Consider the following 13,999-nt stretch of genomic DNA (forward strand, 5'->3'; position numbering starts at 1 on the left):
GTGGAGCACCGTAAGGGGAAATATCTTCAGAATTAATCACTATACTAATTTGCCGATTTGTATTATAATATCTATTAGTATAGTGATTTTTTTCAATTACATTTATGGAGATAACAGAATGAAACAATATTACGCAGCAGATTTAAGAAACCAAACGGAAGTTACAGAATTTTTTATGGTCAAGAGTGCCGGCATCAAGGTTGGCGCCAATAAGAAACAGTATTTTGACGTACTTCTGGGAGATAAGACCGGCGAGGTCAACTCCAAGAAATGGGATATTGCTGAGAGTGAAATAGAGATGCTTACGCAGATGAAGGAAGGCGACATTATCAAAGTCAGAGCCCAAGTCACGGACTGGCAGGGACAGACCCAGCTTCGAATCGGCAGAATCCGCATGTGCAACGCCGATGATAAGCTGGATATTTCAGACTTTATCAAAGCTGCACCCGAAAAATCAGAGGATATGTACGACTTTATCTATCAGGTTGCAGACGAGATGAAGGACCAGGATCTGCGCAAGCTCTGCACCAAAGTTCTCGGCGACAATAAGACTAAGCTGATGTATTATCCGGCGGCCTCAAAGAACCATCATGCAGAATACGGCGGACTTCTTTACCATATAAAGAGAATGCTGATGACTGGCCTGCGCGTGTGCCAGGTCTATACTTTCCTGAACCAGGACATGGTGGCGGCAGGGGTAATTCTGCACGATATCGAAAAGCTGAACGAAATTGAGTCAAACGAATACGGCATTTCACCTGGATATTCGTTTGAAGGACAGCTGCTGGGTCATATTGTGCAGGGAATCAAGCTTTTAGACAAGGTCACTGAGGAGCTGGGGTTTCCGAGAGAGAAAGCTTTGATGCTGGAACATATGATTCTTTCCCACCATTACGAGCCGGAGTTCGGCAGTCCTAAGAAACCGCTGTTTCCGGAGGCAGAAGTTTTGCACTACTTAGATATTTTAGATGCCAGAATGTTTGATATGGAAAATGCTCTCGAAGGGATTGCGCCAGGGGAGTTTTCTGATCGAGTCTGGACACTGGATAATAGAAGATTATACAAGCCGATGGATTAAGAAAGCGGAGGATGTGGAAGTGATTAAATTTGACAAAGATGTGCTTTTAACCCTGAAGACCTTGGAAAAAGAAGGATTTGAGACTTACGCTGCAGGAAACTGTGTGAGAGATTTAGTGAGAGGCTTGCCAGCCTATGATTGGGATCTGGTGACAAAGGCCACCATGGGAGATTTGCAGAAACTCTTTCCAAAGGGAGAAGTCATAGACGGAGAATTGCCCGTAATGCGTATCGACTTTACATACGAAGTAAAAGGAAAAGACGAGGACGAGCCTTCTCATCTTGAAGGAGCCGTACTGGATATTCACCATATGGAACACGGTCTTAGAGAGGAATTGGAAAATAGAGGGTTTACCATCGACGCCATGGCGGATAACCCAGAGAGGACCTTTGCTGACCCCTATGGCGGAAGAGAAGACATCAAGAAAAAGCTGGTGAGAACGATTTACGATCCTGATCGGATGTTCAAAGCGGAGCCGATCAGAATGATGGAGGCGGTCAGACTGGCGGCAGAAATGGACTATGATCTTCAGAAGGAGGTATATGAAGCTATCCGTGTCAACTGGCAGCTTTTGATGGATTACGACGTCAATGCTATCAGAGTGCAGCTGGAGAGGCTTCTTGTTTCTGACCATGCCGGCAAGGGACTCAATATGCTGGGAGGTACAGGCCTGATGGCTGTCGTACTGGGTGAAGACGTGTCAAACAAAATGTCCAAGGCAGATATGCAGGCTTTCCATACGGTCTGCAAAAACATCGACAAGACAAAGCCGGTTCGTGCGCGCCGGCTGGGACTTCTGTACACGGCGCTTTCCAAGAAGAGAGGGTATGCCGCCATTGAACGTCTCAACTTTGATGAGAAGACGAAAAAACAGCTGCTCACCGCCATCGATGAGATGATCAACATTCACTTTCTCATCGATGATCAAACCTTCAAACGCTATCTCCACAAGCACGGTTTGGAAATGTACAACTATCTGCACAATTTGTCAAAAGCGCAGCGTATCGTCTATGATCAGCCGTCCAATAAGATCGAAGCGCGTAATTATTTTATGCAGGTCATTCAGAGCAACCATGAACCTGTCTTTACAGAAGACCTGGTCATCGATGCCAACGATATCATGGAGGCAGGCATTACTGATTCTCCGGAAAGGGCAGAAGAGCTGCTTGATTTGGTTGTCTCTGAGGTGCACAAGAATTCGAAGAACAATCAGAGGGATATCTTGTTGAAAGCAGCCAAGAAGTATTCTAAAAATAAGTTTGCTGCAAAGACGAGATACGTCAAATGGATTAAGTAAATGGAAGAAAAACAGGGCATTATAACAGAAATCATTTTTCATAACGAAGATAACGGATATACAATCGCAGTGATGGAGACAGAGGCCGAGTATTTTACTGTGGTCGGCTGTCTTCCTTCCTGCGTAAAGGGGTCCAGTTACAAGCTGCGGGGAACCTTCAAAGTCCATCCTACCTATGGGGAGCAATTCGCTTTCACCGAATTTGAAGAGATGCTTCCTACAGGCAAGGCCGGAATTGAAGGTTTTTTGGCTTCGGGCGTTATCAAGGGAATCGGCCCCAAAATGGCAGCGGCCATCGTCAATCTGTTTGGCGAGGAGACCTTGGAAATCATGGAACATGAGCCGGAAAAACTGTCCCGCGTCAGTGGTATCGGACCCAAGAAAGCGGAATCTATCGCGGAGTCTTTTGCCGCCCATCGAGAATTCGCTAATGTCTCTATGTTCTTCCAGGAATACGGTGTCTCGGCCGATTATGCGCTGAAGCTTTACAAGATTTATGGCGCCAGCGCTACAGAACTGATTAAAGAAAATCCTTATCGCCTGGTTGAAGAGGTTTATGGTATCGGGTTTCGAAAAGCGGACACGATTGCAGAGAAGATGGGGATCGAAAAGGAAAGCACCTTTCGCATTCACAGCGGCATCAAGTATGGGCTCAGTTACTATGTAGGAGAGGGAAATACCTATATGCCCCAGCAGGAGCTTTGCGAAAAAGTGGCTGAACTCCTGGATGTTTCTACAGAGTTAATTTATGAGAATATGGTAACTATGGCTTTTGAAGGGGATATTCAGATTGACAGCCTGGATGGCCAGACGGTGGTGTATCTCTATCTGTACTATCTGGCTGAACAGAAAGTCTGCAAGAATATTGCCGCCATTGCGGGAGCCGGTCTGAAAGCGTTGTCGGTGGATATCGACAGCATGATCAAAATGACAGAGGGAGAGACAGGGATTATCCTCTCTGAACAACAGATTACTGCTGTCAAAAGCTCTCTGACCAGCGGTGTATCCGTCATCACAGGCGGACCAGGTACTGGTAAGACGACGATTATCAATACCATTATCAATATTTTTGAGCAAAGTGAGTTCAAGGTCGCCATTGCCGCTCCTACGGGACGGGCAGCAAAACGAATTACAGAAACCAGCGGACATTACGCCTCCACAGTACATCGTCTTTTGGAATATTATTATTGTGAGGGTGAGGACGTGATGAAATTTGGGAAGACCAGTGAAGATCCTCTCAACTATGACGTCGTCATCGTGGACGAGGCTTCCATGATTGACCTGATGCTGATGCAGGGGCTGACCGATGCGATTAAGCCGGGCACTCGTTTAATCATTGTAGGCGATTACGATCAGCTTCCTTCCGTAGGTGCAGGCAACGTCCTTCGCGATATCATCGAAAGTGAATATGTCCATACGGTAATCCTAAAAGAAATCTTCCGACAGGCAGAAGAGAGCATGATTGTTGTCAACGCCCACAGAATTAACAAAGGAGAATATCCTTTTGTCAACGGAAAGGACAAGGATTTCTTTCTTATGGAAAGACCTTCAGAAAAAGCGATACTGGATTTGATTTTAGAACTGATTACCAAGCGGCTGGCAGCTTATTATGAAGGAATCGTTCCCGTCAGGGATATTCAAGTTTTGACGCCAGTGCGCAAAGGTGCGCTGGGCAGCATTTTTCTCAACAAGGAGCTGCAGCAGGCCTTGAATCCGCCGCGGGACGATTTGATGGAGCGAAAGTTCGGCGAAAAGTTATTTCGCGAAAACGACAAGGTGATGCAGATCAAAAACAATTATCAGATGGGCTGGAAGAAACGGCGAGACTTTTCAGAAGGACAGGGGATTTTTAACGGCGACGTGGGTTTTATTGAGAAGATAGACAAAGAATTCAATCAGATGACAGTTATCTTTGACGAAGACAAATACGTAACTTATGATTTCTCCCAATTGGATGAATTAGAGCTGGCCTACGCTGTGACGGTACATAAAAGCCAAGGAAGCGAATTTCCTATCGTAGTGATGCCCATATCCTGGTTCCCGCCGGTACTGGCTACTCGGAATTTGCTGTATACGGCTGTTACGAGAGGAAAGCAGATCGTCGTTCTTGTCGGTTCAGAAGGTCGCATGAATGCCATGATTGACAATAACCGAATCAAAATGCGGTATTCAGGTCTCAGATACAGGCTGGAAAATTTGTTAGAGGTTGGGCGATGAACGAAAGAACTGTGAACTTTAGAACCATAGGCAATGCGGCTTTGGATTTACTTTTTCCGCCGTCGTTGTATTGCAACTGCTGCGGAAATGTTATCGATGAGAGCAGGACCTACAACCTATGCGATCACTGCATTGCTCACATCAGGTGGGACGGTTCTCCGGTCAAAGATCTTGGCGGACTGAAAGTGCTCAGATGTACGGAGTACGGCCTTTACGAGAGAACCCTGATCTTTGCACTGAAATATAACGGCAAAACCTATATTGCCAGGGACATTGCCCAAATTATGGCGGATCGGCTGTCTTTGGCGGAAATATCTTTTGATGTCATCGTGCCGGTGCCCATGTATGCGGCAAAGGAACGAAAACGGGGCTTTAACCATGCCGCTCTGATTGGTAAATATCTAGGCCGCCTGGTATCAAAACCGCACCTGGCTCACGGGCTTTTGCGCATGGACAATACTCTGCCCATGAGAGGACTGAGTCCCACAGAACGCAGTCAGAATGTGAAAGGAAAGTTTGCAATCAACGAAAAATATGTTAAAATGCTAAAAGGCAAGAAGATTCTTCTGCTTGATGATTTCTATACCACTGGCAGCACTGCCTTGGAGTGTTATTCCGCTCTTAAGCGTGCCGGTGCAGCAGATGTGTATCTGCTGGCTTTTGCTGCCAGGTGAGATAAGGAGGCATTTCCAATAGATTTAACTTTGACGGCATTGCAGTTGTCTGGGTCTGTGGTTGAAAATCCAAGCCAGTTACGGGCAAAGGGATCCACGTAAGCTGACCGCAGGATGCGGCAGTGATCATGGCGTAGCTTAGATGTAAGTCCTCGGGAAAATCCCGGTAAAGGCGAGTGTGGGGGCAAAGACCAGGTCAGCCAGACAACTGCAATGCCGTTTTTTTATTTTTGCTAAATCAAAGAAAAGATTATGTATAATTTTTCTGAAAACTATGGTATACTGTTATCAATAAAATAACTTATGGCCGCAAGGCCCTGAGGCAACTAAGGAGGTCATCAAATGAAGGTAATCATCACAGGTAAGAATTTTAACACCTACAAACATTTACAGGACACAATGGAAAAGAAATTTGATAAATTAGGAAAGTTCTTTTCAGACGACATTACCGTAAATGTAGTATTATCTCAGGAGAGAGGCAAGGACAAGATTGAAGCGACGATAAATGCCAAGGGAGCTGTATTCAGAGCAGAAGAAGTCGTTCCAGATATCTATGAGGGGATCGACAGAGTCGTTGATAAGCTATCAAGTCAGATGTCGAGATTTAAGGGGAAACTTCAGAGAAGATACAATGACAACAAGTCAGTGAGATTTGAAACCCTTCCAGAGATGGAGGAAGAAGTGGAAGAAGTTAAGGTAGTGAGAACCAAGAAATTTGAGCTTGCACCGATGACTGTAGATGAAGCGATCCTCGAAATGGAGATGCTTCAACACGATTTCTTTGTTTTCCTGGATATGGAAACTGATAGCGTGAATGTCGTATATAGCAGAAAGGATGGGAATTACGGGGTTTTAGAAACAACATACTAAAATTACGAGCTGCCGGGAGGCAGCTCTTTTTTGTGCATTGGTAAATTTATGCATTTTTTTCAGCGCAACAAAGAAGAGTGTGCAGTGTGGCATAAGCCACCTTTTTTGTGCCCGCCCCCTTGAATTTTTGAGCCGTTTACTGTAAAATTAATCTAATACGTATAAGGGGATAGATATATGAAGGATTTTTTTGACAACATAATTGCAAGTATTGGAATTAACGATGTTTTGGATATTTTGATCGTATCCTTTATCGTGTATAAGATACTTGGATTTATCAGGGAGACGAGAGCCCAGCAGCTGGTAAAAGGACTGCTGGTATTAGTAGTAGCATTTTTCCTGTCAGATATTCTGAACCTGTATGCACTGAACTGGATATTGAGGGGAACTATGACACTGGGCGTCATTGCTTTGGTCGTAGTATTTCAGCCAGAGCTGCGCAGGGGATTAGAATATGTGGGGAGAAGCAAGATTGTGAAAGCGCCGTTTGGGCAGCTGGACAAAGAAAAAGCAAAAACGGTGACAGATGAGTTTGCAAAAGCCGTGGACTCTTTTTCCAGCACCAAGACAGGGGCGCTGATTATTTTAGAACGAGAGACAGCACTTTCTGACATCGCAGAGACGGGGACAGAAGTCAATGCGGATATCACATCAGAGCTTTTAGGCAATATCTTTTATGAAGGCGCGCCCCTTCACGACGGCGCAGTCCTTATCAGGGGCGACAAGATTTTTGCTGCAGGCTGCGTGCTGCCGCTTACTGGGAACAAGAATCTGAATAAGAGTCTGGGGACAAGGCACAGAGCCGGTATTGGGATTACCGAGAATTCTGATGCCATTGCAATTATCGTCAGTGAAGAGACCGGGATTATTTCTATGGCAGTCGATGGAAAGCTGACCAGGTTTTTGGACACAAAGACCGTAGAAAAGACACTGTTAAACCTGTATCTTTCAAACAACGAAGACGACTCCTTTAAGTTCAGCAAAATATTCGATAAGCTAGGGAGGAAGAAAGATGCTAAATAACAAAAAGTTTAATATCGTCCTCTCCCTTATCATAGCAGTTGGGTTATGGGCATATGTTATCGGTGAGACAAATCCCACCGATACGAGGACTTTTAGGGACATTCCCATCACGTTCGTAAACGGAGAAGTTTTGGCCAACAGCAACCTTGCGGTTCTGGAGGCCAGCGCGGATACGATGAATGTTACTTTGAGCGGAACCAGGAGCAACATCAACAAAATCAGCGAGAAGGACATCACGGCTGTGGTTGATCTTGCCGATGCAGCGAAAGGGACGAATGAATTAAAAATTAACGTGAGAGTGCCAGACAACGTTGAGATTGAAGATAAGAGTATTAACAAGGTCACCGTTGTCGTTGAGAATAGCAAATCAAAAGAAGTCGATATTGACGTCGACTATCAAGGAAACTTCGAAAGTGAAGAAGAGCCGATTACTGTAGAAATGAGCCGGGAGTCAGTCATTGTCAGCGGGCCGTCTTCGCTGGTCAACAAAGTTGTCAGCGTAAAGGCTGTTGTCGCTGAAGGTAAGGTTACCGATAAGCTGAAAACCATCAAAAGTCAACTGAAACCTGTTGACAAGAGCGGCAACGAAGTGGAAAAGGTAAAACTGTCAGCCGAATCTATTTCTGTCACCGCAGAACTTGCAAAGACGAAGACGGTGCCTTTGATCGTGCCGATTAACGACGACGCAGAAGATACGCTGGAAAAAAATACTACAGTGCCGAAGACAATAACCATCAAAGGCAAGAGCAGTGATTTAGAGAACATTGAATCCATTAAAACACAGGAAGTGGATATCACAGAGATCACTGAAGATACGACGATTGACCTAGTGCCGATTTTACCGGATAAGATACAGATATCAGACAACTCAAGTTCTCTGGTTCTGATCGTCAAAATTCAGGCCCTTTCCAGCAAGACCTTCACCTTTGATGAGGGCGATGTGGATTTAACTGGCCTGGAGGATGATCTGAAGGGACAGGTCAAAGCTGGAAAAATAGAAATTGTGGTCAAAGGAACCGAGGAGGCCATGGCAGCGATCAAAAAAAGTGACCTGCGCCTTTCTGCTGATTTGGGAGACCTGGGAGAGGGGACGCATCAGGTAGATTTGACCGTCACATGTGGAAAGACGTACACGTCCATGGACATCAGTCCGCAAAAAATTAGAGTAACGATAGAATAGAGGTAGATATGGGTAGATTATTTGGTACGGATGGCGTGAGAGGTGTCGCCAACGCAGAACTGACGCCGGAGCTTGCTTTTAATTTGGGAAAAGCAGGTGCGTTTGTCCTGAGAAAAGAGAATAAAAGGCCGGTTATTGTCATAGGAAAAGACACTAGAGTATCGGGAGATATGCTGGAAAACGCTTTGACGGCGGGGATTTTGGCTGTAGGCGGCAATGTGATTAAAGCTGGAGTCATTCCGACGCCGGCAGTTGCATACTTGGTCAAGTATTATCAGGCTGACGCCGGCATTGTGATTTCGGCGTCTCACAATCCTTTTGAGTATAATGGCATTAAATTTTTTAATGGAGACGGATTTAAATTGGACGATACCATCGAAGAGAAGATAGAAGATATTATTATCAGAGATATCGATCCTAACAGTCACATGGCAGGGGATGAATTGGGCAGATGTTTGGAAGCAGAAGAAAATGCAACGGAACTTTACTGTAATTTTCTTTTGGAGAGTATTGATGTGAGACTGGACGGCATGAAAATCGTTTTAGACTGTGCCAATGGTGCTGCTTATAAGACAGCGCCGGCAGTTTACAAAGCTCTGGGGGCTGAAGTCGTTACCATCGGCTGTGACCCTAATGGAATTAATATTAACGACCAGATCGGCTCCACCCATCCGGAGAAACTGCAGCAAAAGGTGGTAGAAGAGAAGGCTGACATCGGTCTTGCTTTTGATGGAGATGCGGACAGATTGATCGTTGTAGACGAAAAAGGCCTGGTCATCGACGGGGATAAGACGATATGTATCTGTGCCAAGATGCTGAAAGATGCCGGGCAGTTAGCTGCTAATAAAGTTACTGCAACAGTGATGAGCAACATCGGCTTTCACCAGTACATCATCGGGAAAGTCGGCGCAGAGGTGGATGTAACGGCTGTCGGCGACAGATATGTTCTGGAATCCATGCTGAAGACTGGCTGTGTGCTGGGCGGAGAACAGTCGGGACATATCATCTTCCTGAACTACACGACCACAGGAGACGGCACGTTATCTTCCCTGCAGTTCATGAAGGCAGTAAAAGCATCAGGAAAAAAACCTTCTCAGCTTTCTGCAGAGATTGAAATTTTTCCACAGGTTTTAGTCAATGCAGATGTAACAAATGAGAATAAAAAGAAGTACATGGAGGATCAGGAGGTTCAGGCGGCAATCGAATCCATAGAAGCAGAGATGGAAGGCAGCGGCAGAGTTTTGATCAGACCATCGGGAACAGAACCTTTGGTCCGGGTTATGATAGAAGGGGAAGATATCGAGCAGATTCATCAGATGGCTCAGGAATTGGCTGATTTAATCAGCAGAAAATTCAGTTAAGGAAAGGTTAAATTATGTGTGGAATTGTAGGATACGTCGGGAATGATAACTGCAGAGATATTATCATCGACGGATTGAAAAAATTAGAATACAGAGGATATGATTCAGCAGGAATTGCCCTTATTGATAAGGGCAGCATTGCTGTTAGGAAACAAAAAGGAAAAATCGAAAATTTGGAGAGAGCCATTGCCGGTGAAAAGCTGTATGGCACGACGGGAATCGGACATACCAGATGGGCTACGCACGGTGTACCATCCGATGAAAATGCCCATCCTCACAGCAATCAAGATGAAAGTATTGCCATCGTGCACAATGGCATCGTGGAAAACTATGTGGAACTGAAAGAATGGCTTATGGCTGAACACGGTATCCACTTTAAGACGGAGACGGATTCAGAAGTCATCGCGCAGTTGATTGGCGTACTGAACAAGGGTTGTCTGGAAGATGCAGTTCTTGCAGCAGTGGATAAGATGAAAGGCGCCTATGCCTTTGCCGCCATTTCTAAGGATGAGCCGGGAAAAATAGTAGCATTTCGTAAAGATGCTCCGCTGATTGCAGGCCTGGGCAAAGGCTGTAACTTCATTGCATCGGATATTCCGGCGCTGCTGAAATATCTGGACAAAATCTACTTGATTGAAAACGGCGAGATGGTTATCTGCACGCCAGAGAAGATTCAAATTATGGATCAGAAGAAGAATCCGATCAAGCGGGATGTGCTGCAGGTCACCTGGAGTCTGGAAGACGCCGAAAAAGAAGGTTATGAGCACTTTATGCTGAAAGAAATCCACGAACAGCCAAAGGCCATTCGCGAGACTTTGATGAGAAGACTGGATGACGACGATCAGATTAAGTTGGATGGAATCTCTTTGACCTTAGAGGATTTGGAGAATTTCAATAAAATCTATATTGTGGCGTGCGGCACGGCTTACCATGCAGGTCTGGTTGGAAAATACGCCATTGAAAAGATGGCAAGAGTGCCGGTGGAAGTGGACGTGGCATCTGAATTCAGATATCGTGACCCTTTTGTCGACGACAAGACTTTGTTCATCGCCATCAGCCAGTCGGGTGAAACCCTGGATACACTGGCGGCGCTTAGGGAAGCCAAACGCAAAGGGGCCAGAGTGCTTTCCATCGTCAACGTGGTGGGCAGTTCTGTCGCCAGAGAGTCTGACGACGTGTTCTACACCTGGGCGGGACCGGAAATCGCGGTAGCTTCAACCAAAGCCTACACGACCCAGTTGGTCTGCATGTATCTGATCGCTCTCTACATGGGGAAACTGAAAGGGACGATCAGCAAAGAATATTATGCGGAGATGATTGCTGAACTGAAAGCAATTCCTGAGAAAGTGGAAAAAATAATCGAGAAGGCCGGCGAAGTGGAAGAACTGGCTAAATTCCTCTACAACAGGGATCAGGTCTTCTTTATCGGACGCGGCATTGATTCCGCCGTCGCCTACGAAGGCTCCTTAAAACTAAAGGAAGTCTCTTACATTAATTCTTTTGCAATTGCGGCGGGAGAACTGAAGCATGGAACAATCGCTTTGATGGAACCGGAGACGATCGTCATCGCCCTGGCTAGCCAGGACAGACTGTTCGATAAGATGTACTCCAACATCGTTGAAGTAAAAGCGAGATTGGCCCATGTGGTTTCCATCGCCAAAGAAGGTAATACGAAGATTGAACAGGAGAGTACGGAAGTCATCTACATTCCGAACTGTGCTGATGAAGTGACACCGCTGTTGACTGTAATTCCGCTGCAGCTGTTCGCTTATTACGTTGCAAGAGAAAGAGACGAAGACATCGACAAACCGAGGAACCTGGCTAAGAGTGTTACCGTCGAATAGGAGCTGTTTATGAAACATGGTTTTTTAAAAGTAGTCATTATGCTCATCGTCATTTCCCTCTTTATGGCTCTGACTGGATGCGGAAACCGGCAGCGAGTGGTGTTGGCTGTAGTCAATCCGCAATTCCTCCTAAAGGGAAAAGCGGATCAGATTTTGCTCACTGTGGATACAGAGGTCAAAGGCTCAGGCAGAGCGGAGCTTTATCTGAATACTCTCAATGCCTTGCAGGAGAGCAGACTCAAGGGAAAGGACGGCGTCGCCACCGCATTTAGAGATGATTATACTGTAATCAATGTAAACGAAAAAAAGGGAGATGTCATTGTAGACTTTTCCAGCAGAAATCTGACAGGAAGCGCTGTGGAAGAGCAGCTTTTGATTTCCCAGATCGTGGAGACTCTGATGCAGTCATATGACGAAGTAAAGTCCGTTTCTTTTACTGTTGACGGTGAAGAAGCAGAAACCTTGATGGGTCACGTGGATATTACAGAGAGCTTTACTGCGCCTCTGGATATAGAGTAAATTAACAGAAGAAGAGGAATTGATATGCGAGAATACGAGATCAGAGACATCACACTTGCGCCTTCCGGGCATCAGAAAATCGAGTGGGTGAAAAATAATATGCCGCTGCTTCGCGGCTTAGAAGAGGAATTCGTCAAGACAAAGCCTTTTGAAGGTGTCAAGATTTCTCTTTCAGTTCATTTGGAGGCAAAGACTGCTTACTTGTGCCTGGTATTGGCGGCTGGCGGCGCCAAGATGTCGGTGACGGGAAGCAATGTGCTTTCTACCCAGGACGATGTGGCAGCAGCCCTTGCGGACAGCGGATTGGCAGTTTTTGCTTATCATGGCGCTACGGCGGAGGAATATGACAGACACATCGAAATGTGCCTGGAACAGAAACCGAACATCATCATCGACGACGGGGGAGATTTGGTCGGATTGATTCATACGAAACGTCCGGACCTGGCAGAAGAAGTCTGGGGCGGCTGTGAAGAAACGACCACTGGCGTCATCAGGCTCAAGGCCATGGAGAAAGAGGGAATCCTTAAATTCCCTATGGTAGCGGTCAATGACGCAGATTGCAAGCATCTCTTTGATAACCGTTATGGCACGGGACAATCTGTCTGGGACAGCATTATGAGAAATACGAATTTGATCGTCGCATCAAAGACTGTGGTTGTCGTGGGTTATGGCTGGTGCAGCCGGGGCATTGCCATGAGAGCAGCTGCTTTGGGAGCAAAAGTCATCGTCACGGAGATCAATCCTGTCAAGGCCATCGAAGCGAAGATGGACGGCTACGACGTGATGACTATGGCAGAAGCTGCGCCTCTCGGCGATATTTTCGTATCTGCTACAGGCTGCTGTAAGACGATTACAGTGGATCACATGCTGAAAATGAAGGATAGAGCAATTCTAAGCAACGCAGGACATTTTGACTGCGAGGTGGATATGGCCGGACTGGAAGCTGCTGCTGCAGAAAAGAAGGAGACTCGCAAAAACATCATGGGCTACCGGCTTTCAAACGGAAAGTGGATTAACGTCATCGGTGAAGGCAGGCTGGTCAACATCGCTGCTGCTGACGGACACCCGGCAGAGATTATGGATATGAGTTTTGCCGTACAGGCTTTGTCGGCTATGTATATCAAAGACCATCACGAGAAATTGGGCAATCAGGTTATCGATGTCAGCGGCGAAATAGACGATTTAGTTGCCAGGAGAAAGCTGGCAGCCTGGGGGATCGAAATCGACCAGCTGACGGAAGAGCAGGCTGCTTATCTCTCCAGCTGGAATGTATAAACTAAGAAGGTGATTAGTAATGACTTATGAAGAAATCAGAGAGCAGGCGGCACATGCGGTGACAGAGCTGCTTGCAGTAGCAAAACTGAACAAAGGTGACATCTTTGTCATTGGCTGTTCGTCCAGTGAGATAAAAGGGGCGCATATCGGAAAAGGGTCCGATATCGATGCCGCCAAGGCCGTCTATGAGGGCGTAATGCCGATTCTAAGGGAGAAAGGCATCTTTTTGGCAGCACAGTGCTGTGAGCACCTGAATCGCGCTGTTATCGTCGAAAAAGCTGCTTTACTGCCAGGGATAGAAATTGCAAATGTAGTACCGCAGCTCCACGCTGGCGGATCTTTTGCCATGACCGTCTATCAAAATGCGGAGCATCCTGTAGCTGTGGAGGAGATTAAGGCAGACGCAGGCATGGATATCGGTGATACGCTGATCGGCATGCAGCTGAAAAGAGTGGCTGTTCCCGTACGTATTTCTGTGAAGAAGATTGGAGAAGCGAATGTGGTGTGCGCTAGAACCAGGCCGAAATTCATCGGCGGCAGCCGCGCAGTCTACGACGATGTCCTATCCGGCGGAGATATCAAAAGGTAATGGTTCTGGTTCCATGGAAGAAGTCAGTCGTGTTATCATCGCATAATATTTAAAAATAACCATAGAATTCTG

At 46.1% G+C, this 13,999-nt stretch carries 12 protein-coding genes; all 12 read left to right on the forward strand.

Annotation, left to right across the window (positions count from 1 at the left end; all coding sequences use genetic code 11):
* Positions 1-118: 118 nt before the first annotated feature.
* The 12 genes from BN6539_RS08250 (at position 119) to BN6539_RS08305 (ending at position 13,927) form a co-directional block, all read left to right on the forward strand.
* Complete coding sequence (locus BN6539_RS08250; protein ID WP_067536382.1) at positions 119-1,078, forward strand: 3'-5' exoribonuclease YhaM family protein; 960 nt, start codon at positions 119-121, stop codon at positions 1,076-1,078.
* Positions 1,079-1,097: 19 nt separating this feature from the next.
* Entirely contained in the window at positions 1,098-2,375 is a 1,278-nt protein-coding gene (locus BN6539_RS08255; RefSeq protein WP_067536386.1) for a tRNA nucleotidyltransferase/poly(A) polymerase family protein, read from the forward strand.
* The gene (gene recD2, locus BN6539_RS08260; protein ID WP_067536389.1) at positions 2,376-4,592 is read left to right on the forward strand and encodes an SF1B family DNA helicase RecD2; all 2,217 of its coding nucleotides are present in this window, start codon (positions 2,376-2,378) and stop codon (positions 4,590-4,592) included.
* Positions 4,589-5,266, forward strand: a complete 678-nt coding sequence (locus BN6539_RS08265) for a ComF family protein (RefSeq protein WP_067536393.1) — start codon at positions 4,589-4,591, stop codon at positions 5,264-5,266. The genes recD2 and BN6539_RS08265 overlap by 4 nt, the downstream gene beginning before the upstream one ends.
* A 342-nt stretch (positions 5,267-5,608) precedes the next feature.
* The gene (hpf, locus tag BN6539_RS08270) at positions 5,609-6,136 is read left to right on the forward strand and encodes a ribosome hibernation-promoting factor, HPF/YfiA family (RefSeq protein ID WP_067536396.1); all 528 of its coding nucleotides are present in this window, start codon (positions 5,609-5,611) and stop codon (positions 6,134-6,136) included.
* Positions 6,137-6,313: 177 nt separating this feature from the next.
* Positions 6,314-7,159, forward strand: a complete 846-nt coding sequence (gene cdaA / locus BN6539_RS08275; RefSeq protein ID WP_067536399.1) for a diadenylate cyclase CdaA — start codon at positions 6,314-6,316, stop codon at positions 7,157-7,159.
* Positions 7,149-8,339 carry a CdaR family protein gene (locus BN6539_RS08280; RefSeq protein ID WP_067536402.1) on the forward strand — a complete coding sequence of 397 codons (1,191 nt, stop codon included), beginning with the start codon at positions 7,149-7,151 and terminating at the stop codon, positions 8,337-8,339. Before cdaA ends, BN6539_RS08280 begins: the two co-directional genes overlap by 11 nt.
* A gap of 8 nt (positions 8,340-8,347) precedes the next feature.
* The gene (gene glmM / locus BN6539_RS08285; RefSeq protein ID WP_067536405.1) at positions 8,348-9,700 is read left to right on the forward strand and encodes a phosphoglucosamine mutase; all 1,353 of its coding nucleotides are present in this window, start codon (positions 8,348-8,350) and stop codon (positions 9,698-9,700) included.
* 14 nt (positions 9,701-9,714) lie between these two features.
* Complete coding sequence (glmS, locus tag BN6539_RS08290; RefSeq protein ID WP_067536409.1) at positions 9,715-11,544, forward strand: glutamine--fructose-6-phosphate transaminase (isomerizing); 1,830 nt, start codon at positions 9,715-9,717, stop codon at positions 11,542-11,544.
* Between the two features lie 9 nt (positions 11,545-11,553).
* A complete protein-coding gene (locus tag BN6539_RS08295; RefSeq protein ID WP_067536412.1) occupies positions 11,554-12,063 on the forward strand; it encodes a GerMN domain-containing protein in 510 nt (169 codons plus the stop codon).
* A 24-nt stretch (positions 12,064-12,087) separates the two neighbouring features.
* Positions 12,088-13,338 carry an adenosylhomocysteinase gene (locus tag BN6539_RS08300; RefSeq protein WP_067536415.1) on the forward strand — a complete coding sequence of 417 codons (1,251 nt, stop codon included), beginning with the start codon at positions 12,088-12,090 and terminating at the stop codon, positions 13,336-13,338.
* Between the two features lie 19 nt (positions 13,339-13,357).
* A complete protein-coding gene (locus tag BN6539_RS08305) occupies positions 13,358-13,927 on the forward strand; it encodes a TIGR01440 family protein (RefSeq protein ID WP_067536419.1) in 570 nt (189 codons plus the stop codon).
* Positions 13,928-13,999 lie beyond the last annotated feature (72 nt).

Origin of the sequence: Emergencia timonensis, from assembly GCF_900086585.1 — a bacterium.
GTDB classification, from domain to species: Bacteria; Bacillota; Clostridia; order Peptostreptococcales; family Anaerovoracaceae; genus Senimuribacter; species Senimuribacter timonensis.

What these genes read in the sequence shown, in the direction of transcription:
- BN6539_RS08265 (WP_067536393.1), top strand. Translation starts at nt 4,589, where the DNA reads ATGAACGAAAGAACTGTGAACTTTAGAACCATAGGCAATGCGGCTTTG.
- glmM (WP_067536405.1), top strand. Translation starts at nt 8,348, where the DNA reads ATGGGTAGATTATTTGGTACGGATGGCGTGAGAGGTGTCGCCAACGCA.
- cdaA (WP_067536399.1), top strand. Translation starts at nt 6,314, where the DNA reads ATGAAGGATTTTTTTGACAACATAATTGCAAGTATTGGAATTAACGAT.
- recD2 (WP_067536389.1), top strand. Translation starts at nt 2,376, where the DNA reads ATGGAAGAAAAACAGGGCATTATAACAGAAATCATTTTTCATAACGAA.
- BN6539_RS08300 (WP_067536415.1), top strand. Translation starts at nt 12,088, where the DNA reads ATGCGAGAATACGAGATCAGAGACATCACACTTGCGCCTTCCGGGCAT.
- BN6539_RS08280 (WP_067536402.1), top strand. Translation starts at nt 7,149, where the DNA reads ATGCTAAATAACAAAAAGTTTAATATCGTCCTCTCCCTTATCATAGCA.
- BN6539_RS08250 (WP_067536382.1), top strand. Translation starts at nt 119, where the DNA reads ATGAAACAATATTACGCAGCAGATTTAAGAAACCAAACGGAAGTTACA.
- hpf (WP_067536396.1), top strand. Translation starts at nt 5,609, where the DNA reads ATGAAGGTAATCATCACAGGTAAGAATTTTAACACCTACAAACATTTA.
- BN6539_RS08305 (WP_067536419.1), top strand. Translation starts at nt 13,358, where the DNA reads ATGACTTATGAAGAAATCAGAGAGCAGGCGGCACATGCGGTGACAGAG.
- glmS (WP_067536409.1), top strand. Translation starts at nt 9,715, where the DNA reads ATGTGTGGAATTGTAGGATACGTCGGGAATGATAACTGCAGAGATATT.
- BN6539_RS08295 (WP_067536412.1), top strand. Translation starts at nt 11,554, where the DNA reads ATGAAACATGGTTTTTTAAAAGTAGTCATTATGCTCATCGTCATTTCC.